Raw genomic sequence first — 22184 nt, 5'->3', positions numbered from 1 at the left:
GATGCGTTTCTCAGGGCGGGCCGTTCGAGTCCAACGATTCGACGGTGCGTATTCTCGAACCGGTCGGCGAGTTGCCGGTGGTCGACGTGCCGTTGGCCGAAGGCGGCTCGATCGATCCCGACGCGGTGATCGGACCGAGCGTGGCGGTGGTTGTCAAACCCTATCAGGGCATCGCCGAGGGCGACGTGATCACGCTCACGTGGACCAACGCGAGCGGTGTCCCGGCGGCGTTTGTCGAGACGGTGACCGTTGGCGGCACCCCCCAACAGGACTACGTTTTCGACGTGCCACGCGCGCACGTCGACCAGAACCGCGACCAATCTGCGTTGCTGTCGTACACCGTCAAGCGCGGCGGCGGGGCGCCCGTCGCATCGGACGCGCTCACGCTCTTCATCGGCGAGGCCTTCGAGGCAGCCGTCTCCGTCGATGCGACCGGCAAGGGCTACCTCGTTGCGGAGAAGCCGCCATTGGTCGTGCCGGCCTTCGCGACCTACACGCGCGAGGGCAAGTTCGGCACAGGCCCGTACACCTATCAGACGAGCGACGCGGACGTGGCGCAAGTCAACAACGCGGGGGTTGTCGTCGCGACGGGCAATGGCAGTGCGACGATTTCAGCGACTGACAGTCTTGGCCAGACACGCAGTCATTCGCTGACTGTCGTGGGCATCCGGCAAGTGTTCTTCGTGAGCGCATCGGCAAACTTTGCGGGCGCGAAGGTGGCGTGCACGGCGGCCGGGCTGGACATGGTGTCGCTCGACGACATGAAAGCATTCTGGCGGGGCTACTACCCGAGTACGGGGCCGGTGGCCGGCTACATGGGGTGGTTGAGCTACCTGTTCTGGACCGGCACACAGATCGGTGCGGGAACGGCCTATGCCTACGATCTGAACGGCGGCTCGGAGCAGGGCAATGCGACGGGGCGCAACGAAGCGGACTTTTTGCAGGTGATCGGCATCGCGCCGTGATGCGAAATCGAGAGGTGGTTCATGTTCAGCCGTCGCGTATTGATGATGACGCTTGGCGGGCTCGTCACCGCATGGCTTGCGCTGCTGGCACTCCCGGCGCTTGCGCTCAATGGTGCGGACGTGGCGCATCTGATCAACCAGCGATACCGGAACACCCCATCGAAATGCTTCGTCAACAGCCCCGTCTACGAGTGCTCCGGAGTGTTGTTGCGCACCGCGCCACGCGATGGCGCGGGGGGCAATTTCTGGCGCCTGAGTGCCGATGATGTCGCTGCGGGCTATGCCGAGTTGAGCTATGCGAGGCAGGACCTGCCGCGCGTCAATCCGCCGGATTCTGTGGGTTTTGTGCTGGCGGACAGACCGACGGCTGCGGGGGATGGCAAACCCTACGCGCTGGTTTGCGGCTGTCCACCGGTTCAGAGCCCGTTGCCGCCCTGTACCCCGTGTCCGGCGAACGCCAGTGCAGCGGGCGTCAGTCTCTGGAACGCAAGCGCCCCCGCAAGCCTCGCAGTGCAGGCCATTTATTACGACGTCGCTGCGGGCGGTCAATTGGCAGAGGCACTGCGCTATCAGAAACAGTATTTCGACGGCACCGGGCAATGGGTGCCCATTCTGAAGGCGTCGATCGGCGACGGTGCTGCGACCGCGTTCGGCTTCGACGAGCGCGATCAACTCGACTGGGGATACGCCGTCGCGAAGCAGCTCGAGGCGCGCTATCTCGATACCCGGATCACGTGCCCGGGGAATTTGCCCGGTTATGAATGCTCGGGGGTACTGATCCGGAATACCGGTTTCGGCACCGCGTTCCATGCGTGGAATCCGAGCCCCAACTCCGTGTCTCGGAATGGCGTTTCGTTCTCGTATGCGCGCGTGGACATGAACATGACCCTGACCACGGGCGGGGTCGGCATCATCATGCGAGAGCTGTCGGCGCCCGCACAGCATCCGGTGATATGGCGCTGCTCGTTCCCGGTGAATGCCGTGACTGCGCAGCGTCCCGACAGTTGCTCTACCGAAGGCGATGCGCGTCTGTGCGATGCGTTGGGGATTTCCACGGCGGCCCAGTATCTGGCGACATGGGCGAACGGCAACGGGTGCGGTCTGGCGCCGTCGGTCGCACAGTTCGGCGTACTGGTCGACCTGCGTAAATCGTTCGTCGACAAGCACAACGAAGTCATTCTCGCCGCGTGGCCGCAGGACATTCCTACCCAGATCCCGCTGGAATCGCTTTTCTACACGGGCGCGGAGAACTTGCCGGGGACCGAGTACGTTCAACAGGATTACATGGCCGTCACCGGCCGGTTCATGCCGATTGTGTCGGTCACCCTCTCGGCGGCGCCGGGGGCCATCTTCACATACGACCCCGGGCAACAGGACGGTGCGTTGTTGCCCGGTGCCATCTTCATTGCGCCCGGGGCACGCAGTACGAATCTGCATTGGTGGAATTCGGAATATTGACCGATACTTGAAAGCACGTGGGTCTGAAAAATGGAAGGCGGCACCTGTCAACGTTGACAGTTTCCGCCCATTTTTGGTGCCGATACCCTTGTTTCATCCAGCCTGTCGACGGAGGTATGCGATGCGGGTAGATGTTTTGAGGGGCGCACAGATGATGCCGTCGACGCGCGCGGAGATCGCCCGCTTCCGGCATCGGGTCTTCGTTCAGAAGCTGGGGTGGTGTGTTCCGGCATCGCCAGTGGCTGCCCGCGCGACAGTCGGTGAAGAATCTGACGAGTACGACCACGACGATACGGTGTACGTGACCCTGCGCGGCGACGGTGACGCGATCGTCGGTTGCGCACGCTTGCTGCCTGCCACCCGTCACTTTCTGCTTGGCGATCACTTCCGGCATCTCGTCGACGACATGCCGGCTGCCGTCGTCTTCGAGTACCCGAAAATACGCCAGCTCGATGAGGCCTTGAGCCTCGACCCCGAAACCACGTTTCCGGACGCTGTGTGGGAGTTGTCGCGATTTGCGCTGGAAGCTGCCGACGTGTGGACGCCTCGCTCGAAAGTCGCGTTGGAGCAATCGGCGCAAGGGGCACGGGAGTTGCTGCGGGCTGCCATCTTTACCGCGCGTGCGCTGGGTGCGCACCGGCTCGTTGGCGTGACGTACGTGAGCCTGGCGCGACTGTTCGTGCGCCTTGGTGTGCCGACCCACAAGTTGGGTGTGGCGTATCGCATCGACGGGCGCTGGGTAGCGGCTTATCGCATCGACATCGATGCGGTGGCACTGGCGGCGCTTGGGTTGATGCGCGCCACCGGCGCCGATGCATTAACCGACGCATCCACTGAAATTCCAGCCGGCGCCGACACCTTGCCGGCCGTACCTTCAGGCGAGAATCAGCGCCACATCACCAGACGGATAGCGCTCTGAACCTTGTTGCGACAGCCGGTCTTGTCCAGACAGTTGCGGATATGGAAGTTGACCGTGCGTGCGGAGATGCCGAGGATGTCGCCGATTTCGTCGGCGGTCTTGCCTTCTGCGGTCCAGAGCAACACTTCGCGCTCGCGTGCCGAGAGCGAGTCCATGTCGAAGGGCGGATGTTGCGGCCGGAGCAGCCGGCTCATCGACTCGTGCGTGTAATTCGCCAGCACGCCCATGCCAACGTTGAGCGATTGCAACTCGGAAGGGGATAGCGCGTCGTGCGCTCGCCCGAAGCTCAGCAGACCGAATTCTCCGTGCGGTCCCCAGCACGAGCGTCCCACACCGTGATTCAGACCGAAGTCGGCGGCTTCCCGCCAGAACGCGTCCGCGCGCGGCATCGCCGGGTCGCGCCACAGCATCAACTTGTCACTCTGCGTACCGACCAGCACCGTCGGATCGACATCGAGAAAGCCTCGGTTGCAATAGTGCGACATCCAGCCGGTCGGGTAGGTGTCGAACACACGAACCTCCGCTTGCGTGGCCGAGCGGTGACTGCGAAAGCCATAGCAGCAATATTCGAAGCCGATGCGGCTTGAGAAGTTGACGATCCGTTGAAACAGCTTTTGCGCGTCGTCGATGTCGACGCGATCGTCGTGAATCGTTTCGAGCAGATGCATCAAGGCAGACATGACGCCTCCAGGGGCGGGGACTTCCGATCATGTTGCGGATGACGGTCTGGCGTGCGGCGCCCTGATTCGATCGCGTACACGCCTCCAGCGCGGTCTTGGCCGCGTCGGCCCTGAGGTGTGCATTCACGTCGGACTTGGTAACGAAGGGCGTAACCGTGGGGTTCCCGCAATCCCGGACAATCTATTTTCTGACGGGGCGCATTGTCTGCACCGGATGTTTCAACTTAAATTCCGGTCGCCATTATTTTTGGTAGTCCGGTTTATTTCGTACGTCGATGTGATGAAGGATATCACCGGGTTCCGGAGAGTCAATGCGTTATTTGTCCGGGTTCCGAGACAATCTCTTGCGCTTCAAGACGTCTTTCTAAAATCGTTACACATTGATTGAATGGTTCTTGTTTCGATAAAATGTCAGCGTTTGCTGAGTCATGGCAGTTGAAGTGCGACGGACACCGAAGCCCTTGGCGGGCGGCATTTCGTCGCTTTTTTTGAGGTGCGAAGTAATCTGGTTACGATTTTTTGAAACTGGAAAATTAAAAATTAACGCGTATTTGTTCGTAACCAATTAATTTTTAATTGGAAATTTATTTTTCGAGTTTTTGTTAATCACTGGTCCGTTTGTTCAATAATTGCCGAAATTCATGCTTCGGGATTCGGTAAAAACTCATCAAGCGTTGCAACAAATGATGCAGTCGTGCCCCGATTCGTTTCCCGGACAAAAGCACGAAATGCTTCGCTGCGCGCCAGCCAAGCGTCGATATTGCCGATGACGGTCAGCTTGACCCGGTAGTTCACGAGCTTTTGCAGAATGGCACCCGCGAGGCCGGTTTCGAGCCGGAAGAAGTCGTCGTGCAGCACGTGGGTGTGCAGGGCGACCCAGTCCACATCGTTCTCCCATGCGGCGCTCAGCAGGTCGCCGACGTCGGCTTCACGGGATAGCGCGTTCGCGGGGGCGTTCCAGACCAGAACGGGACGAGCGTCGAGCGTGACGATCTCATCGCGAGGGTTGAGAGCTTGCGGCATGGGCAAAATCGGTATTAGGGTTGATTGGCAGCGATAGCGGCACGGATGAGGGCGGTGAGCGCTTTCTCGTTCACCGTGTCGCCTTCATGGAGGTCGATGGCCCGGCGGGTGTTCCCGTCGAGACTGGCGTTGAAGAGTTTGGCAGGGTCGGGCAGCGAGGCACCTTTGGCGAAGGTCAGCTTGACTGCGGTCTTATAGGATTCGCCGGTACAGAGAATGCCGTCGAGCGACCAGACCGGCACGCGCCATTTCCACTCCTCGGTGATGCCGGGATTGGCCTTCGTGATGATGGCGCGGACGTGGGCGAGCATGTCGCCGCGCCAGTCCCCCAGTTCTGCGATGCGCGCGTCGATGAGTGCGGCGGCATCAAGGGGCGCGGGGGGAGTCTCCGGCTGGGGCTTCTTCATGGCGAGTGCCTCCGGGGGAACGCGACAGGCGTTCGGGAGTGCACATTGTAAAACGAGAGGAAATCGGGGAGAAAAACGGGGAGGGGCGATTCAGGGCGAGGGGCAGGCGCTGCGCCCGTCCCGGAGGACGGGCGCAAGAGAAGCTCAATCAGAACGCAGCGCTATAGATGGCAAACGCGTCCGCTTCTTTGACTTCGCGGGGGTTGTTGACCAGCAGGCGGGTCTGAAGCATGGCGTCGCTGGCCATCCGTGCGATGTCGTCCTGCTTCACGCCGACTTCACGCAGCGTGCGCGGAATGGCGGTCGCAACGATCATCGATTCGATGTGGCGGATCAGCGCATCGGTTTTGGCTTCATCGCTGCCGGTGGCGTTGTCGCGCAGGATCACGTCGGCCAGTTCTGCATACAGCTTGCTGGCAGCAGGCGCATTGAAGCGCATGACGTGCGAAAGCACCAGCGCGTTCGAGAGACCGTGCGCCACGTGGAAGATGCCGCCGATCGGGTAAGCGAGCGCATGCACCGCTGCAACCGGTGAGTTGGCAAACGACTGACCGGCGAACATGGCGCCCACGAGCATGGCTTCGCGTGCGTCGCGGTTGTTGCCGTCGTCGCAGGCGGGCAGCAGGTTACGCGAGAGCAGTTCGAGGGCCTTCACGGCCAGCATGTCCGAGACAGGATTCTTCAGGTGCGCTGACGTATAGGCTTCGATGGCATGCACCATCGCGTCGATACCGGTGGCGGCGGTCGCCGCGCGCGGCAGGCCGAGCGTGAGTTCCGCGTCGAGAATGGCCAGATCGGCGAAGAGTTGCGGCGCGACCACACCCATCTTCGTCGTCTCGCCGGTCGTCACGATCGAGACCGCGGTGACTTCCGAGCCCGTACCGGCGGTGGTCGGCATCTGCACCAGCGGCAGGCGCGTGCCCGTCACTTTCTTCACGCCGTACATGTCTTTGAGCGACTGCGTGCCCGGCAACAGCACGGCGAGCAGCTTCGCCACGTCCATCGACGAACCGCCGCCCAACCCGAGCACGATTTCCGCATCGCCCGCACGCGCACGTTCGGCAGCTTCGAGCACCACATGTTCGGGCGGATCGGCGATCACGTCGTCGATCACCGACACCTGCCAGTCATGCTTCGTCAGATCGGCCAGCGCCGGGTTCAGCAGACCGCTCTTGTGCAGAAAGCCGTCGGTGACCACGCACAGGCGCTTGCCCGACGGAAACTGCTCACGCAGCAGCGCGCCGAGACGGCGGGCTGCACCAAATTCCACAATGACGGTGGGGACCGTCTGGAAACGAAACGGATTCATCATCGTTTTCCTCTTGGTGACTGCGCGCGGCACACGTCAATGCATCAATGCATCGGCGTGCCGCACGCGACAAAACTAGACAGACGCCGCGACCATCTGGCCGCGATCGATACGGTAGACGTTATCCAGCACCGCGCCCGCGTGTTGCAGGTCGGCGCCCGACAGAATCACGGCGAGGCCTGCGCCGCGCATTTGACCGATCACTTCCGCGATGCGCTTCGAGAGCGCCGGGGCGACGCCCTCGAACGGCTCGTCGAGCATCAGCAGGCGCGAACTCGTCATCAATGCGCGTCCGACGGCCACCAGTTTCTGCTGGCCTCCCGACAATTGCAAGGCACGGCGCGGCGCCCATTCACGGGCTTCGGGAATGATGCGGTAGACCGCGTCGAGACGCGTCTGCACATCCTTCGCCTTCAGGGCCCACGCGGGCACGCAGAGATTCTCTTCCACGGTCATGTCCGGAATCAGGCGGCGGTCTTCCGGCGCGTAGCCGATGCCGAGCGACGTGCGCTGATGCGACGGTGCGCGCACCAGATCCACATCGTCGAACGTCAGCGTGCCCGAGGCCGGTTTCACCAGCCCCATGATTGCACGCAGCGTCGTCGTCTTGCCCGCGCCGTTACGGCCGATCAGACCCACGATCGCGCCCTTGGGCACCGAGAACTGCACCCCGCGCAGAATGTCCGTCGCGCCGAAGCGCACATTCAGATTCTTGACTTCAAGCATGGGCCACCTCGCCAGTGGTAGTGGCCGAGCCGTCGGTCGCAGGCACTGCGGCCACCGTCTCGCCGATGATCAACTCGCGCACCTGCGCGTCGGCCAGCACCACGTCGGGGGTGCCGTCGGCCAGAATGCGGCCGTCGCAAAACGCCAGCACGCGGTCGCTGTAGCGGCGCACGATTTCCATATCGTGCTCCACGAACAGCACCGTGATGCCGAGCAGGCGAGCGGCGTCCAGCACGCGGTTCATCACGTCGAACTTTTCTTCCGCGGCCACGCCGGACGTCGGTTCGTCGAGCAGCAGCACTTCCGGCTTGCAGACCATCGCCAGCGCGATGTCCAGCAGCTTGCGAACGCCCTCGGGCAGCGTGCCCGAGATCATGTCCGCAAATTCCAGCACGCCCAGACGCGCCAGACTCTCGTTCGCCAGATCGGCAGACAGCCCCGAAATTGCCAGTGCAATCTCGATGTTCTCGCGTGCCGTCTGCGAGCCGAACAGTTGCGGAATCTGGAACGAGCGGGCAATGCCCAGACGCGTGATCTTGCGCGGTGCCAGCCCCGTGATGCGCTTGCCGCGAAACACGATCTCGCCGCGATCCGGTTTGATGTAGCCCGTGAGCATGTTCACGAACGTGGTCTTGCCTGCCCCATTCGTGCCAATCAGCCCGACCACGCTTTGCGCGTCGATATTGACCGTGATGTCCCGGGCAGGTGTCACGCTGCCGAAGGTCTTGTACAGGCCCGTAGCCTCAATGATGTGATTCGATGCCATCTCGCCAGCCCTCATGCCGTCGCGTCGCCCGAGGCGCGCGCCGTCTTCGTTTGCGTGACCGGGTGTGCGGCCGCTGTCTTGCGGCGGCCCAGCCCGAGACTCGTGAGCCCGCCCGGCAGGAACGCGATGATCGCCAGCATGATCGCGCCCATCACGATTTGCCATGTGTTCGGTGCATAGCGATAGGCCATGGCGCGTGCCACTTCGAGCAGCAGGGCACCGATGAACGGCGAGAACGCGAAGCGCGTGCCGGAGAGCACGGCGATGAAGACGAACTCGCCCGACGTCGTCCAGAACGCCATGTCCGGATCGATGTGGCCGATGTTGAACGCCTGCAACGCGCCGCCCAGCCCGGCGAGCGCGCCGGCGATGATGTACGTCAGGTGAATGTTCCGGCGTGCCGAGGTGCCCAGATACTCCACACGGATTTCGTTATCCTTGATCGCCGGACCGAGACGCCCCGGTGTCGAGCGCATGTACAGCGCCACCACCATCACGCAAAGGATCGCTGCGATAAAGCCCACGGCGAACAGGTTGGTGCCCGTGAGTTGCCACGGCGTTGCGCTGCTGCCCAGCGTCGGGGCGTTCACGTTGAAGCCGTCGCTGCCGCCGAGTTCAACGTTGTTGAGCAACAGGCCGTAGCAGATCATCGACAACGCCAGCGTCAGCATGGCGAAGAAGATGTCGCGATAGCGCGCGAGCAGGAAGCCGAGCACGAACGCGAGCACTGCCGACACGATCATCGACAGCGCGAGCAGCGCAAACAACTCCGTCAGCCCGTAGAAGTTCATGCCGAGACCAACGCAGTAAGCGCCGACCGCGAAGAACAACGCCTGACCGAACGAGGCGAGCCCCGTGCGCAGCAACAGCGCGAGGCCCAGTGCCACGATGCCTTTCGACAACGCGACGGAGACGAGAAACTGCCACTGCGGCAGCGCCAGACCCGCCGCACCGATGACGACGAAGCCGATCACCGCGAGCCACGTGCCGGGCGCGCGCAGGTGAGAACAGATTGCGGAACTCATATCTTGCGAGCCTCCATCGGAGCGAAGATGCCTTTGGGACGCACAGCCAGCACCAGCGCCATGACGATGTAGATCGAGAACAGCTCGCCTTGCGGCCAGTAATGCACGGCACTCGCGCGTACCAGCCCCACGAGCAGCGCGCCGAACGCGGCGCCGGGCAGCGAGCCGAGCCCGCCGATAACCACCACGGCAAACGTGAGCACCACGATTTCAACGCCCATGCCGGGCGCGACCGAGACCGTCGGTGCCGTGAGTGCGCCGCCGATGGCGGCGAGCACGGCACCTGCCATGAACGTGATCACGAAGTAGCGGCTCACGCGAATGCCCATCGCCTGACTCACTTCGCGATCGTGAATCACCGCGCGCAGCAAGCGGCCGCTGCGGGTGAACTTCAGGAACGTCGTGAGGCCCACGCCTGCGATCAGCGCGACGCCAACGATCAGGAAGTTGTAGTTCGGGTACGAGAGGTCACCCACGTCGAAGTTGCCGAGGAAGCTGTACGGCTCGGAGACGGTGTACGGGTCGACGCCCCACACGAGCTTGATCGCGTCTTCCATGATCAGGAAGAGCGCATAAGTGACGAGCAGCAGCACCACCGGGTCTTGCCCGTAGAAGCGCTTGAGCACGCCGCGCTCCATGATGAAACCGATGGCCCCGCCCGCGACCATCGCCGCCAGCACGAGCAACAGGTAGCTCACGTAGAGGTTGCCGCCCTGGGCAACCCACGGGCCGATCAATGTCACGCCAGCGTACGCGCCGAGCGCGTAGAGGCTGCCGTGCGCCATATTCAAGATTTTCAGCACGCCGTAGACGAGGGTCAGTCCCAGAGCAACCAGGAACAGCCACGCGGCGTACATCACCCCGTCCACCAGGACGGCGTAGATCTGCGACATCTCGCATTCTCCTTGGAACGCAGAGCGGGCAGCGCGTGATACACGGCGCCCGCCCTGCGGGTACGACTCAAGCTTGCTTTGTTACGTTGAAGCGGCGAAGGCGTGATGGCCTTAGTGCTTCAGACCGCCCTTGATCCAGTCGGCCGACTTCACACCTTCCGGCGGCGTGACTTCTGCGATCGAGTACTGCTTCACGTCCGTCACGGTGACCTTGCCGTTCACGTTCTTCACGATGCCGAACGCGGTGCCTTGCGCGGCCTGGTGACCCTTGCCCAGCGTCAGGCCGATCTTGCCGGCCGGGGCTTCGAAGGCGAGGTGTTCGAACGAGGCGATGACCTGCTCCGGCGTCGGCTGCTTGCCGCCGTTAGCGGCCTGTGCCTTCTCGTAAGCGGCCTTGAGCGCGAGAATGCTCTGGTTCATCTTGTACGACGGGTAGCTCGGCGTGTCGTTGAACTTGGCGCTGTAGGCCGTGCGCAGCCAGCGGTTCAGCGCGTTGTCCGGCGCGAACATGCCGTACATGCCGCGTGCACCGATGATCACGCCGTCGGGCAGACGCGTCTTGCCGTGCGTGGCCGTCTCACCGGCGGTCAGCACCGTCAGCGACTTCTTGAACAGATCGCGCGGACCGGCCTGCACCACGAGGCCTTCCAGATCGCCACCCCAGAAGCTGGAGTGCAGCACGTCCGGGTGGGCGGCGAGCAGGCTCGAGATGCCGGCGTTGTATTGACCCGCGCCCAGTTGCGGCATTTGCGAGCTGACCGACTTGGCGTTCGGCTTGAGCGACTTCAGCGTGCCTTCGAAGTCGGCCCACGCGTCCTGACCCCAGGCGTAGTTCTGGTTGATGCCGGCGTACGTTTGCAGATCGGGCTTGCGCTCGGCGACATAGCGGGCGGCGCCCACGTTATCCATCGTCGCGGTCGCGACCGGACGGAAGACGTACTTGAAGCTCGCGTCTTCGAACACGCGCGGCGTGCCGCAATCGAAGAACAGCGTGACCTTCTTCATTTCTTCGGCCACCGGCGCAATCGCCAGACAGTTGCCCGAGGACGTGTAGCCGACCACATAGTCCACACCTTGATTCAGCAGGTTGCGGTACTCGCTCACTTGCTTGCTGGTGCTACCGGCTTCGTCGATGTAGACGAGCTCGATCGGTGCACCACCGAAGCCCTTGGCGGCGTACGGTGCGGGCACCTTGCCGGCGTTGAGTTCTGCGGCCGTCACTTCGGCAGCGTTCTTGGCGGGCACGCCGAACGGGCCGGCAGCGGCGCCCGACATGAACGTGACGATGCCGATCTTGATCGGCTTCACGGCCGGCGTCTGGGCTTGTGCCGTAGCGGCAACCGAGGCAATGGCGGCACCGGCCGCGATAGCGAGGGCGAGCGGCTTCATGCCGCGCTGGATCACGCGCTTCATACTGGTTTCCTTTGGTGGTATTGCGACTTGTGTCGTGTTATCGGTCTAGTGCCGTTAGTGGGTGCCTGTTCGTATCGGGCATCACACTTGCAGGCACAGATACTTCAGTTCGAGGTATTCCTCGATGCCGTAGTGCGAGCCTTCACGGCCCACCCCGGATTGCTTGATGCCGCCGAACGGGGCGACTTCGTTGGAGATCAGCCCGGTGTTCAGGCCGACCATGCCGTACTCGAGGGCTTCGGCCGTGCGCCATGCGCGGGCGATGTCGCGCGTATACAGATAGGCAGCCAGACCGAATTCGGTGTCGTTGGCGAGGGCCACGGCGTCGATGTCGCGCGTGAAGCGGAACAGCGGGGCCACCGGGCCGAAGATTTCTTCGCGCGCCACACGCATTTGCGAGGTAGCGTCGGCGATGATCGTCGGCGTGTAGTACGTGCCGCCCAGCGAATGTGCTTCGCCGCCGACAAGTACTCGGCCGCCTCGTGCCTTGGCGTCTTCCACCAGCGTCACAACTTTTTCCACGGCCTTGCCTTCGATCAGCGGGCCGATGACCACGCCGTCTTCCAGACCGTTGCCGACCTTCATTTCGGCGACGCGCTTCGCAAACTTCTCGGCGAAGGCGTCGTACACGCCGTCCTGAATATAGAAACGGTTCGCGCACACGCACGTCTGGCCGCCGTTGCGATACTTCGCGGCGATCGCGCCTTCGACGGCAGCGTCGAGATCGGCATCGTCGAACACGATGAACGGGGCATTGCCGCCCAGTTCCAGCGACAGACGCTTGATCGTCGGTGCGCATTGCGCCATGAGCAGACGGCCTACGCCGGTCGAGCCGGTGAACGACAGCTTGCGCACGGTCGGGTGCGCGGTCAGCACGCCACCCACGGCACGGGCGTCGCCCGTCACCACTTGGAATACGCCTGCGGGGATGCCGGCACGATGGGCCAGCTCGGCAAGTGCGAATGCGGACAGCGGGGTGAGTTCCGACGGCTTCACCACGATGGCGCAGCCGGCGGCGAGGGCGGGCGCGACCTTGCGCGTGATCATCGCGGCCGGGAAATTCCACGGCGTGATGGCGGCGCACACGCCGACCGGTTGCTTGATCGTGACCAGACGCTTGTCAGCCGCCGGGGTGGCCAGCACGTCGCCGTCAATGCGCTTGGCTTCTTCGGCAAACCACTCGATGAAGCTGGCCGCGTAGGCGATTTCGCCGCGCGATTCGGCCAGCGGCTTGCCCTGTTCGCGGGTCATCAGATACGCCAGATCGTCGGTGTTGGCGATCATCAGGTCGAACCAGCGGCGCAGCACGGCGGCGCGCTCCTTGCCGGTGCGGGCGGCCCACGGCTTCTGGGCGGCTTCGGCGGCAGCCACGGCACGCGTGGTTTCTTCCGCGCCGAGTTCCGGCACGCGGGCCAGCACTTCGCCCGTGGCGGGGTCGAGCACGTCGAACGTCTTGCCGCTGTCGGCAGCGATCCACTGACCGTCGACCCAGGCGAGTTGCTTGAAGAGGGTGGTGTCTTTGAGTTGCATGGTGGTGGGCCGGGGACGCCGGCAGAAGTCGTTGATGGCATGACGCGCCACGTTGGCACCGAGGTCTCCGCTCACTCGGCTCCGTAGCTTGCCGTTCCATCTATTGAACGGTATTCTATGTATTGAATTGAATTCTACGTATTGAACGGTATCGGTGCAACTAGGTGGTTTTCCTAGGGCGGAATGAGAATGACTTCCCCGTACCATGCTGGCGGCACGCCACCGGGCGAGCCGTTGTTTCACGCCGTTTTTCAGTTACCTACTTCCCTGAAGCCGATTTCCGATACATGCCCAAGCGCAAACTCGACGTCCCCGCCAACACGAATCTCGCCGCCCATGCCAACGCGGCTCCCGAGGCAGAGCCGCTCAAGACCACGGCCCCGGCGGTCGTGCGCGCGGTGAATATCCTCGACGTGATCGCCGCGTCGAGCGAGCCCGTGGGGCTGGCCGATCTGGCGCGCGAGACGGGTGTGCCCAAGAGCACGCTGCACGGGTTGTGCGACACGCTGGTCAAGCTGCGGCTGGTCAAACGCCACGCCAATGGCGGCATGACGATGGGCTCGTACGTGATGGGATGGGCGAACGCGTTCCTGTCGCAGACGAACATCACCGAGGAGTTTCGCGCGGTGTGGGAGGATTCGCGCGCGTTTGCGCAGGAGACCGTCACGCTGTCGGTGCTCGATGGCGCCGAGGTGATCTATCTCGCCTGTCACAACGGCAACCGTCCGTTGGGTGTGACGTTCCGTATCGGCATGCGCTTGCCCGCCCCCTATACCGCCACCGGCAAGGCCATGCTTTCAACGCTGCCCTCGCACGAAGTCGCCGATCTGCTGGCCGGTGCGTGGCCGGCACCGCTGACCAAGGCGAGCGTGGCGACGTATCCGGCGTTGTCCGAAGAAATGGCGCAGGTGCGCCGCGATGGTTATTCCATCGACAACGGTCAGATGCGGGAGGGGATGATCTGCTTTGGCGCGCCGGTCTTCGATGCGTCGGGCGAGCACGCGGTGGCGGGGCTGGCGGTGAGTTTTCTGACCAACGAAATCGATGCGGTCACGGGCGAACGTATTGGCCGGCAAATGCGCGAGCTGGCCGACCAGTTATCGATGCGGTTGGGCGCACCGGCCAGACGCTGACGTCGAGCGCTGAAGCCCGACGCAAAACCCATGTCGGCGGCCCGGTTATCGGGCCATTGCGGCAAACCTCAGGCGCGAACGCTGTCAGCTTCGCGCCATTTTTCTGTCAGAACAATGTAATGACCCGGACAGCGTGGCGTGGCCGTCCGATTGTTATCGTTTACGGAACAGTCATGTTCACGAATGCGGGCTATCCCCTAAGGGTTATCGCTGGCATCATCTGGCCTTGACTGATGTCCAGACAGCCAACGGAAGCGAAGGGAAGCGCGATCCGGGCGGTGCCATGGGGCGGACATCCTGAGTTAGGAAGCACTACGCCATGTCCAATATCGCAATCGTTTACTACTCGCAAGGCGGCGCAACCGCCATGATTGCCCATTCGGTTGCCCAAGGCGTCAACGACGCCGGTGCACACGCACAGTTACTCAGTATCGAACCGCATCAATTGATCGACGGTCAGTGGCACGACGAAATGATGCTGGCGCGTCTGGCGAATGCCGACGCCATTATCTTCGGTGCTCCGGCGCTGCAAGGCGGGATCGCCGCGCCGCTCAAGGCTTTTGCCGATGCCACGATGGATATGTGGCGCGCGCGCAGCTGGCGCAACAAGGTGGCAGGCGGGTTTTCGTTCAGCTACCGTCCGGGCGACGACAAGCGCAACACGCTCGACTATTTCGCCGCACTCGCCGCCAAGCACGGCATGGTGTGGGCCGACCCGGAAGACCCGGACACGCCGGACGAAGGGCTGCATGCCCGCCGTCTCAAAGACTTCGTGAGCGTGACTGGCCAAGGGGTGGAAGCCGATGCGGCTTACGCGCTCGACCCGGCAGATGTCATCGCCGGTAAGCAATACGGCCGCAGTGTGGCGGCGCTGGTCGCGCGTCTGGCCGGTGAAGTGCTGGAATCGCCCGCCGTGCTCGCACGTCGTGCGCGGGAGGCTGCCGAGCGCCGGCTGTGAGGCGCCCGGCGTCGGCCGGGGAAGGTGTGCGCTTGATCGACTGAATTGACTGAATCGACTGAATCGAGTTAATCCACTTAGTCGTTGCGCACGTCCCCGACCGGCTCCGCATGAATCTGCAACACCGCATCGCGCTTGGCGAGCAGGTGCTTGCGCAAAATCTCCGATAGCCGTTTGCCGTCTTTTGCTTCGAGCGCAGCAATCATCTGCTCATGCTCGTCGATGGCCCGGTCCCACTTGTCGGTGCGGAAGTTCGAGCGAAAGCGCAGCGCCATCAAACGGCGATTGATCGAAATGTAAGTCTGACGCAACGCCCCGTTGCGCGCAGCTTCATTGATCCGGTCGTGAATCTCCTGATTACGCGCGTAATACCCCGGCAGATCGTGCTGCGCGCGACACGCCAGCATGGCGTAATGCAGCGCCTTGATCTCGGCCAGTTCGACGGCGGTCATGCGCTCGGCGGCCAGCTCACCAGAAAACCCTTCGAGCGCACTCATCAGCTCGAACGTCTCCCAGATCTCCTTTTCCGTCATGCGTGCCACGCTCGCCCCGCGATTCGGCGCGATGTCGATCAGCCCCTCGGCGGCGAGCACCTTGAACGCCTCGCGCAACGGGGTGCGCGAAATACCCAGCGTCTCGCATAGCTCACGCTCGTTGAGCTTCACCCCCGGCGCGAGCACGCCTTCGATGATGAGCTTGCGCAGGTGTTCGACCACGGTGTCGTGCAAACGCAGGCGTTCCACGCGTGGGATCTCGGTTCCGGTAATCGTCGGCAAGTCTTCCATCTTTTGCATTCAAAATCATCAAACCTTCATGGCGGCGATTGTACCGTACTGAATCCCGGTCCCGTCCCGCCCGGGTAAACACCTGTATTAAAAGTGTTTCTCACCCCTTGCGAGAATTTTCGGCTCTGCTAAAGTATTTTGCATGCAAAATTCAAAAGGAGAGAGTCGTTCATGTTGAAGCTCGATTTCCATCCCTCGGGTCGCCACTTCCTGCAAATTCCCGGACCGAGTCCGGTGCCGGATCGCATTCTGCGCGCCATGAGCTATCCCACCATCGACCATCGCGGCCCGGAGTTCGGCGCGCTGGGCCGCAAGGTGCTCGCTGACATCAAGAAGATTTTCAAGACCGAACAGCCGGTGGTGATTTATCCGGCATCGGGTACGGGTGCGTGGGAAGCCGCGCTCTCCAATACGCTCTCGCCCGGCGACACCGTCCTGATGTTCGAGACGGGTCACTTCGCCACGCTGTGGAAGAAGATGGCCGAGAACCTTGGCCTGAAGCCCGAATTCATCGGCCTGCCGGGCACCGACGGCTGGCGTCAGGGCGTGAAGCCCGAGATGATCGAAGCGCGTCTGCGCGCCGACACCTCGCATGGCATCAAGGCCGTGTGCGTGGTGCATAACGAAACGTCGACCGGCGTGACCTCCGATATCGCGGCCGTGCGCCGTGCCATCGACGCCGCCGGTCACCCCGCGCTGCTGCTCGTCGATACGATCTCGGGTCTTGGCTCGGCGGACTACCGTCACGACGAATGGGGCGTGGACGTCACCGTCTCGGGCTCGCAAAAGGGTCTGATGCTGCCGCCGGGGATCAGCTTCAACGCTGTCTCGCCGAAGGCACTCGAAGCTGGCCGCCACGCAAAGATGCCGCGCGCATTCTGGGGCTGGCAGGAAATCATCGAAGCCAACAAGAACGGCTACTGGCCGTACACGCCGAACACGAACCTGCTGTACGGCCTGTCGGAAGCGCTCGACATGATTCTCGAAGAAGGGCTGGACAACGTGTTCGCCCGTCATCAGCGTCTGGCCGAAGCCACCCGCCGTGCGGTGCAGGCGTGGGGTCTCGAGATTCAGTGTCAGGACCCGGCGGTGTACAGCCCGGTGCTCACCGGCGTGGTGATGCCGCAGGGCGTGGATGCCGATGAAGTGCGCAAGCGCATCTACGAGCGTTTCGATATGTCGCTCGGTCAGGCGCTGGGCAAGATTCGCGGCACGATGTTCCGCATTGGCCATCTGGGCGATTGCAACGATCTCACGCTCATGGCCACGCTCGCGGGTTGCGAGATGGGCCTGCAACTGTCGGGCGTGAAACTGGCGGGTTCGGGGGTGGTGGCGGCGATGGCCCATCTGGCCGAAGCCAAGAGCACGCCGTCGCTCAAGGCCGCCGCCTGATCTGGCGATCGAACGACCCGGCGATCACGGTGAACAAGCCCTAACGCAGCGCCCCGATCTGGAGGCCGATTCTGTCGCAGACCGAATTGTTGATCGGGGCGTTTGCCGATTTGAGCGGCGGCTTTCCGCTGGCTTACCGGTCGTTGAGCGGGTCGTTGAGCGCCTTTGCCTGAGGCAGCTTTCGGGAAACAGGCGGGAATTACGGGGTATGCCATGCACGCCCTTGCAGTGAATGCTTTGCTTGCAATTCAGCCGGCGCCGGGCCATGTCACAGAACCTGCCCGCGCCGCCGCAACACCTCACGCGCCGCCTGCTGCGAACGGGCGCGCCCTACGGGCTGTTTCAGGAGACATGCAATGAAGCTTTTCAGAGCGACGAGAGTCGTGCTGGTGATGCTATGCGTCATGTATTTCATCACCTACCTAGATCGCGTCAACGTCAGCACGGCCGCGGCCGGCTTCGGTAAGGAATTCAATCTCAACAAGACCGAAATCGGTCTGGTCTTTTCGGCCTTCGCGTATCCCTATCTCGTCTTCCAGATCATCGGCGGCTGGGTGAGCGATCGCTTCGGCGCCAAGCGCACGCTGCTCGTATGCGGTGCGTTGTGGGCCGTCGCAACCATCCTCACCGGCATGGCGGGTGGTCTCGTCACGCTGTTGCTCGCGCGTCTGTTGCTGGGCTTGGGCGAAGGGGCAACGTTCCCGGCGGCCACGTCGGCCATGTCGCGCTGGATTCCCAAGGAAAAGCGCGGTTTTGCGCAGGGCATCACGCACGCCGCCTCGCGTATCGGTAACGCAGTGGCACCGGTGGTCGTCGTGGCGATCATGACCACGCATGGCTGGCGCGAGTCGTTCTATCTGTGCGGCATCGTGAGCCTGGTATGGGTGGTGGTGTGGGGCTTCACGTTCACGGAGCGTCCGCAAGATCATCCGCGCATTACGACTGAAGAGCTCGCCGTGCTGCCGGCGCTGAAGGCCAAGAGCCCGTCGGTGCCGTGGGGCCCGCTGTTCAAGCGCATGCTGCCGGTCACGATCGTGTACTTCTGCTACGGCTGGACGCTGTGGCTGTTCCTGTCGTGGATTCCGCAATACTTCCTGCATAGCTACGACCTCGATCTGAAGAAATCGGTGTTGTTTGCCTCCAGCGTGTTCTTTGCCGGGGTGATCGGCGATACGCTTGGCGGCATCGTGACCGACAAGCTCTACGAGCGCACCGGCAGCCTCAAGAAGGCACGTAGCTGGATGGTCTCGGTGTGCATGCTGCTCACGCTGATTTCGCTGGTGCCGATGATGTTCACGCACCATTTGTACGTGTCGATGGCATGCCTCGCATTCGGCTTCTTCTTCGCCGAAATGACGATCGGTCCGATGTGGGCGATTCCGATGGATATCGCGCCGGAATACTCGGGCACGGCCAGCGGCATGATGAACTCGGGCTCAGCGCTCGCGGCCATCCTCTCGCCGGTGATCTCGGGGTATTTGATCGACCGCACGGGCAACTGGGAACTGCCGTTCCTCGGCAGCATGATCCTGATGGGGGTGGGCGTTATCCTCGCCTTCCGCATGCAGCCCGAGAGCAAGTTCTCGAGCGCCGGTGAAGCGAAGGGCGCAAGTACCACGCGCCAGCCGGCTTAAGCCACATTCTCCTGCACGGGTGGGCGTTGGCCCGCCCGCGCAGCGACGCCTCAGGCCAGCTCAACGCCAGCAACGTCATGAATCCGCAATCGAAATCCTCAGCTTCCTCCGTGCTCCAGCCCGTGCATCTGATGCCGATGCAACGCGGCGGCGTGGCCTTGACCCCGTTGCAGGAACGACTGCGCCGCGAATTGCGCGGTGAAGTGCTGTTCGACCGCGCGAGCCGGGGCCGCTATGCCACCGATGCGTCGATCTATCAGATATTCCCGATCGGTGTGGTGGTGCCGCGCGATCAGGACGACCTGATCCGCGCCCTCGATATCGCGCGCGATCAGCACGTGCCGGTGCTCGCCCGTGGGGCGGGGACGAGTCAGTGCGGCCAGACCATCGGCGAAGCGCTCGTCATCGACAACAGCAAGTGGCTCAACCGCGTTGTGGCGTTCGATGCCGAAGCGCGCACGGTGACGGTCGAGCCCGGCATCGTGCTCGATCATCTGAACGCGTGGCTCAAGCCGCACGGTCTGTGGTTTCCGGTGGACGTGTCGACCGCCGCGCAGTGCACGATCGGCGGCATGACCGGCAACAACTCGTGCGGTTCGCGCTCCATCGAGTACGGCAACATGGTGCACAACGTGCTTGGCATCGACGCGGTGCTGGCCGATGGCGCGCAACTGCATTTCGGCTCGCTGCATACGCCGCCGACGCACGCCCGCACGCAGGCGATTCTGGCGGGCGTGCACGAGATTGCCATGCGCGAGCAAGCGGAACTGCGTGAGCGTGTGCCGCGCGTGCTGCGTCGCGTGGCGGGCTACAACCTCGATCTGTTCGATTGCCTGAACCCGCGCGCTTATACCGACGACGGCGTGGCGAACCTCTCGCACTTGTTGGTCGGCTCCGAGGGCACGCTCGCGTATAGCCGTCAGATCACGCTCAAGCTCGTGCCGCTGCCGGTGCACAAGACGCTGGGCGTGGTGAACTTCCCCACGTTCTATCAGGCGATGGATCTCACGCAGCACATCGTCAAGCTTGGGCCGGTCGCGGTCGAGCTGGTCGATCGCACGATGATCGATCTGGCGATGGATAACGCGGCCTTCCGGCCGGTGATCGAGAAGGCGCTTGTGGGCGATCCGCAGGCGATTCTGCTAGTGGAGTTCGCGGGCGACGACGCGGCGGCACTGCGCGCAAAGCTCGTCGATCTCTCTACCTTGCTGGGCGATCTCGGCTTGCCCGACAGTGTCGTGAAGATGCCCGAGGCCGGGCCGCAGAAGGCGCTGTGGGAAGTGCGCAAGGCGGGCCTGAACATCATGATGAGCATGAAGGGCGACGGCAAGCCGGTGTCCTTCATCGAAGACTGCGCCGTGCCGCTCGAACATCTGGCGGAGTACACGCGGCGGCTGACCGAAGTGTTTCATCGTCACGACACGGAAGGCACGTGGTATGCCCACGCGAGTGTGGGCACGCTGCACGTGCGCCCGATTCTCGACATGCGTCGCGACGGTGCGCACAAGATGCGCGCGATTGCCGAGGAAGCGGCGGCGCTCGTGCGCGAGTACAAGGGCGCTTACTCCGGCGAGCACGGCGATGGGCTATGTCGCGGCGAATGGGTGGCGTGGCAGTACGGACCGCGCATCAATGCGGCGTTTGGCGAGATCAAGCAGTTGTTCGACCCGGAGAATCGCTTCAACCCGGACAAGATGGTGCGCCCGCCGAAGATGGATTCGCGCGAGCTGTTCCGCTTCGCCCCGGGATACGCGGCCAAGCCGCTGACACCTGCACTCGACTGGAGCGCGTGGAACGTGAAGCGCGACGCGCTCACGGGCCAGCAGACCGCGCCCGGCACCGGCAGCGACGCCTCGAACGGCCTCGCGTCGGCAGTGGAGATGTGCAACAACAACGGCCACTGCCGCAAATTCGACGCGGGCACGATGTGCCCGAGCTATCGCGTCACACGCGATGAACAACACGTCACACGCGGGCGGGCCAACACGTTGCGCCTCGCGGTGTCGGGGCAGTTGGGCGAGGACGGGCTGGCCAGCGACGACGTCAAGGAAGCGCTCGATCTGTGCGTGTCGTGCAAGGGCTGCAAGCGCGATTGCCCTACGGGGATCGACATGGCGCGCTTCAAGATCGAAGCCCGTCATGCACGGGCGAAGCGGCACGGCGTGTCGCTGCGCGACAAGATGATTGCGTATCTGCCGCGCTATGCGCCGTGGGCGAGCCGCGTCGGCGGCCTGCTCGATGCCGCACAGCGCCTGCCGGGCGGGAATGCCGCCAAGCGCTGGCTGGGTCTCGCGCTGGAGCGCTCGGTGCCGGCGTTGCGGCGGTCGTTCCTCGATGGACAGGCAGCGCTCCCGAATCTTGCGAATGGGCGTCAGGCCGCGCAGGGCGAGCGTGAAGTGCTGCTCTTCGTCGATACGTTCAACAACTACATGGAACCCGAGAACGCGCTGGCCGCGAAGCAGGTGCTCGAAGCGGCGGGATATACGGTGCATGTGAACCGGCGTGAGGGTGAGCGGCCGTTGTGTTGCGGACGTACGTTCTTGGCAGCCGGGCTCGTGGATGAGGCGATGTCCGAAGCGCGCCGGTTGCTCGATGCGGTGTTGCCGTACGTTGAGCGCGGCGTGCCGATCGTGGGGCTGGAGCCGTCGTGTCTGCTGTCGTTGCGCGATGAAGTGCTCGGCTACGGCTTTGGCGACTCCGCACGCACGGTGGCGGATAACGCGTTCCTCTTTGAGGAATTTCTGGTTCGCGAGCAGAAGGCAGGCCGCTTTTCGGTGGACTGGCAAGCGTTGCCCGATGGCGTCGGTGAGGCGCTCGTGCACGGTCATTGCCATCAGAAGGCGTTCGACGCGTTCTCGCCGGTCACGGCGGTGCTTGGTTGGCTGCCGGGGCTGAAGGTATCATCGATCGAGTCGTCATGCTGCGGCATGGCGGGCAGTTTCGGTTACGAGGCCGAGCACTACGACACCTCGCGCGCGATGGCCGAATTGTCTTTGTTGCCCGCAGTCCGGCAACGTAACGCCAATGCCATCGTCGTGGCCGACGGCACCAGTTGCCGTCATCAGATTCACGATGGTGCGCACACGCAGGCGCTCCATGTGGCGCGCGTGCTGGCGAAGGCGCTGCCCGCATCGCTGTCCGCGTAATTTGCCGCGCGCTTCCGTCAAA

Annotated in this window: 19 protein-coding genes; 8 read left to right on the top strand and 11 right to left on the bottom strand. The window is 63.2% G+C overall.

Going from position 1 to position 22184, the window contains the following annotated elements; all coding sequences use genetic code 11:
- Positions 1–44: 44 nt before the first annotated feature.
- From CDV46_RS27375 to CDV46_RS08045, 3 genes are all read left to right on the top strand, one after another.
- On the top strand, positions 45–965 hold the full coding sequence (locus tag CDV46_RS27375; RefSeq protein ID WP_254915964.1) for a hypothetical protein: 921 nt from the start codon (positions 45–47) through the stop codon (positions 963–965).
- Between the two features lie 21 nt (positions 966–986).
- Positions 987–2423: a hypothetical protein gene (locus CDV46_RS08050; RefSeq protein ID WP_087686595.1), complete on the top strand. Its 1437-nt coding sequence runs from the start codon at positions 987–989 to the stop codon at positions 2421–2423.
- A 151-nt stretch (positions 2424–2574) separates the two neighbouring features.
- Complete coding sequence (locus tag CDV46_RS08045) at positions 2575–3342, top strand: acyl-homoserine-lactone synthase (protein WP_254915963.1); 768 nt, start codon at positions 2575–2577, stop codon at positions 3340–3342.
- Here the strand turns inward: CDV46_RS08045 and CDV46_RS08040 are convergent.
- The 10 genes from CDV46_RS08040 to CDV46_RS07995 all read right to left on the bottom strand — a co-directional run bounded on the left by CDV46_RS08040 (position 3309) and on the right by CDV46_RS07995 (position 13114).
- The gene (locus tag CDV46_RS08040; protein WP_254915962.1) at positions 3309–4022 is read right to left on the bottom strand and encodes an autoinducer binding domain-containing protein; all 714 of its coding nucleotides are present in this window, start codon (positions 4020–4022) and stop codon (positions 3309–3311) included. The genes CDV46_RS08045 and CDV46_RS08040 overlap by 34 nt on opposite strands.
- A 639-nt stretch (positions 4023–4661) precedes the next feature.
- Positions 4662–5045 (bottom strand): DUF4180 domain-containing protein, encoded by a 384-nt coding sequence (locus tag CDV46_RS08035; RefSeq protein ID WP_087722262.1) that lies wholly within the window; start codon positions 5043–5045, stop codon positions 4662–4664.
- Between the two features lie 14 nt (positions 5046–5059).
- Entirely contained in the window at positions 5060–5452 is a 393-nt protein-coding gene (locus CDV46_RS08030; protein WP_087722261.1) for a DUF1801 domain-containing protein, read from the bottom strand.
- Positions 5453–5600: 148 nt separating this feature from the next.
- Positions 5601–6761, bottom strand: a complete 1161-nt coding sequence (locus CDV46_RS08025) for an iron-containing alcohol dehydrogenase (protein ID WP_087722260.1) — start codon at positions 6759–6761, stop codon at positions 5601–5603.
- A 75-nt stretch (positions 6762–6836) separates the two neighbouring features.
- A complete protein-coding gene (locus tag CDV46_RS08020; RefSeq protein ID WP_087686599.1) occupies positions 6837–7487 on the bottom strand; it encodes a branched-chain amino acid ABC transporter ATP-binding protein in 651 nt (216 codons plus the stop codon).
- Positions 7480–8253: an ABC transporter ATP-binding protein gene (locus CDV46_RS08015; RefSeq protein WP_087686600.1), complete on the bottom strand. Its 774-nt coding sequence runs from the start codon at positions 8251–8253 to the stop codon at positions 7480–7482. Before CDV46_RS08015 ends, CDV46_RS08020 begins: the two co-directional genes overlap by 8 nt.
- An 11-nt stretch (positions 8254–8264) precedes the next feature.
- Positions 8265–9278 carry a branched-chain amino acid ABC transporter permease gene (locus CDV46_RS08010; RefSeq protein ID WP_087686601.1) on the bottom strand — a complete coding sequence of 338 codons (1014 nt, stop codon included), beginning with the start codon at positions 9276–9278 and terminating at the stop codon, positions 8265–8267.
- Positions 9275–10171: a branched-chain amino acid ABC transporter permease gene (locus CDV46_RS08005; RefSeq protein WP_058377720.1), complete on the bottom strand. Its 897-nt coding sequence runs from the start codon at positions 10169–10171 to the stop codon at positions 9275–9277. Before CDV46_RS08005 ends, CDV46_RS08010 begins: the two co-directional genes overlap by 4 nt.
- A 111-nt stretch (positions 10172–10282) precedes the next feature.
- Positions 10283–11584 (bottom strand): ABC transporter substrate-binding protein, encoded by a 1302-nt coding sequence (locus CDV46_RS08000; RefSeq protein ID WP_254915961.1) that lies wholly within the window; start codon positions 11582–11584, stop codon positions 10283–10285.
- 81 nt (positions 11585–11665) lie between these two features.
- Positions 11666–13114, bottom strand: a complete 1449-nt coding sequence (locus CDV46_RS07995; protein ID WP_087687177.1) for an NAD-dependent succinate-semialdehyde dehydrogenase — start codon at positions 13112–13114, stop codon at positions 11666–11668.
- 287 nt (positions 13115–13401) lie between these two features.
- On the opposite strand from CDV46_RS07995, the gene CDV46_RS07990 reads away from it, so the two are divergent.
- Complete coding sequence (locus CDV46_RS07990; protein ID WP_087686602.1) at positions 13402–14247, top strand: IclR family transcriptional regulator; 846 nt, start codon at positions 13402–13404, stop codon at positions 14245–14247.
- A 319-nt stretch (positions 14248–14566) separates the two neighbouring features.
- Positions 14567–15205 carry a flavodoxin family protein gene (locus tag CDV46_RS07985; protein ID WP_087686603.1) on the top strand — a complete coding sequence of 213 codons (639 nt, stop codon included), beginning with the start codon at positions 14567–14569 and terminating at the stop codon, positions 15203–15205.
- Between the two features lie 77 nt (positions 15206–15282).
- Here CDV46_RS07985 and CDV46_RS07980 read toward each other — a convergent pair whose 3' ends face one another.
- A complete protein-coding gene (locus tag CDV46_RS07980; protein ID WP_058377723.1) occupies positions 15283–15999 on the bottom strand; it encodes a GntR family transcriptional regulator in 717 nt (238 codons plus the stop codon).
- 162 nt (positions 16000–16161) lie between these two features.
- Here CDV46_RS07980 and CDV46_RS07975 point away from each other — a divergent pair, with 162 nt between their 5' ends.
- The 3 genes from CDV46_RS07975 (at position 16162) to CDV46_RS07965 (ending at position 22162) form a co-directional block, all read left to right on the top strand.
- Entirely contained in the window at positions 16162–17382 is a 1221-nt protein-coding gene (locus CDV46_RS07975) for a pyridoxal-phosphate-dependent aminotransferase family protein (protein ID WP_087722259.1), read from the top strand.
- 356 nt (positions 17383–17738) lie between these two features.
- The gene (locus CDV46_RS07970; protein WP_087686606.1) at positions 17739–19016 is read left to right on the top strand and encodes an MFS transporter; all 1278 of its coding nucleotides are present in this window, start codon (positions 17739–17741) and stop codon (positions 19014–19016) included.
- A gap of 77 nt (positions 19017–19093) precedes the next feature.
- On the top strand, positions 19094–22162 hold the full coding sequence (locus tag CDV46_RS07965) for an FAD-binding and (Fe-S)-binding domain-containing protein (RefSeq protein WP_087722312.1): 3069 nt from the start codon (positions 19094–19096) through the stop codon (positions 22160–22162).
- Positions 22163–22184 lie beyond the last annotated feature (22 nt).

It is taken from the genome of Pandoraea sp. PE-S2T-3, from assembly GCF_002179965.1.
Lineage (GTDB): Bacteria > Pseudomonadota > Gammaproteobacteria > Burkholderiales > Burkholderiaceae > Pandoraea.
Note: the sequence above shows the minus strand (reverse complement) of the source record. Positions and strands in the feature narration are given on the sequence as shown.

What these genes read in the sequence shown, in the direction of transcription:
- CDV46_RS08010 (WP_087686601.1), bottom strand. Translation starts at nt 9,278, where the DNA reads ATGAGTTCCGCAATCTGTTCTCACCTGCGCGCGCCCGGCACGTGGCTC.
- CDV46_RS07985 (WP_087686603.1), top strand. Translation starts at nt 14,567, where the DNA reads ATGTCCAATATCGCAATCGTTTACTACTCGCAAGGCGGCGCAACCGCC.
- CDV46_RS08000 (WP_254915961.1), bottom strand. Translation starts at nt 11,584, where the DNA reads ATGAAGCGCGTGATCCAGCGCGGCATGAAGCCGCTCGCCCTCGCTATC.
- CDV46_RS08015 (WP_087686600.1), bottom strand. Translation starts at nt 8,253, where the DNA reads ATGGCATCGAATCACATCATTGAGGCTACGGGCCTGTACAAGACCTTC.
- CDV46_RS07995 (WP_087687177.1), bottom strand. Translation starts at nt 13,114, where the DNA reads ATGCAACTCAAAGACACCACCCTCTTCAAGCAACTCGCCTGGGTCGAC.
- CDV46_RS08035 (WP_087722262.1), bottom strand. Translation starts at nt 5,045, where the DNA reads ATGCCGCAAGCTCTCAACCCTCGCGATGAGATCGTCACGCTCGACGCT.
- CDV46_RS08020 (WP_087686599.1), bottom strand. Translation starts at nt 7,487, where the DNA reads ATGCTTGAAGTCAAGAATCTGAATGTGCGCTTCGGCGCGACGGACATT.
- CDV46_RS08005 (WP_058377720.1), bottom strand. Translation starts at nt 10,171, where the DNA reads ATGTCGCAGATCTACGCCGTCCTGGTGGACGGGGTGATGTACGCCGCG.
- CDV46_RS07970 (WP_087686606.1), top strand. Translation starts at nt 17,739, where the DNA reads ATGAAGCTTTTCAGAGCGACGAGAGTCGTGCTGGTGATGCTATGCGTC.
- CDV46_RS08040 (WP_254915962.1), bottom strand. Translation starts at nt 4,022, where the DNA reads ATGTCTGCCTTGATGCATCTGCTCGAAACGATTCACGACGATCGCGTC.
- CDV46_RS07965 (WP_087722312.1), top strand. Translation starts at nt 19,094, where the DNA reads ATGAATCCGCAATCGAAATCCTCAGCTTCCTCCGTGCTCCAGCCCGTG.
- CDV46_RS08045 (WP_254915963.1), top strand. Translation starts at nt 2,575, where the DNA reads ATGATGCCGTCGACGCGCGCGGAGATCGCCCGCTTCCGGCATCGGGTC.
- CDV46_RS07990 (WP_087686602.1), top strand. Translation starts at nt 13,402, where the DNA reads ATGCCCAAGCGCAAACTCGACGTCCCCGCCAACACGAATCTCGCCGCC.
- CDV46_RS08025 (WP_087722260.1), bottom strand. Translation starts at nt 6,761, where the DNA reads ATGAATCCGTTTCGTTTCCAGACGGTCCCCACCGTCATTGTGGAATTT.
- CDV46_RS07975 (WP_087722259.1), top strand. Translation starts at nt 16,162, where the DNA reads ATGTTGAAGCTCGATTTCCATCCCTCGGGTCGCCACTTCCTGCAAATT.
- CDV46_RS07980 (WP_058377723.1), bottom strand. Translation starts at nt 15,999, where the DNA reads ATGCAAAAGATGGAAGACTTGCCGACGATTACCGGAACCGAGATCCCA.
- CDV46_RS08030 (WP_087722261.1), bottom strand. Translation starts at nt 5,452, where the DNA reads ATGAAGAAGCCCCAGCCGGAGACTCCCCCCGCGCCCCTTGATGCCGCC.
- CDV46_RS08050 (WP_087686595.1), top strand. Translation starts at nt 987, where the DNA reads ATGTTCAGCCGTCGCGTATTGATGATGACGCTTGGCGGGCTCGTCACC.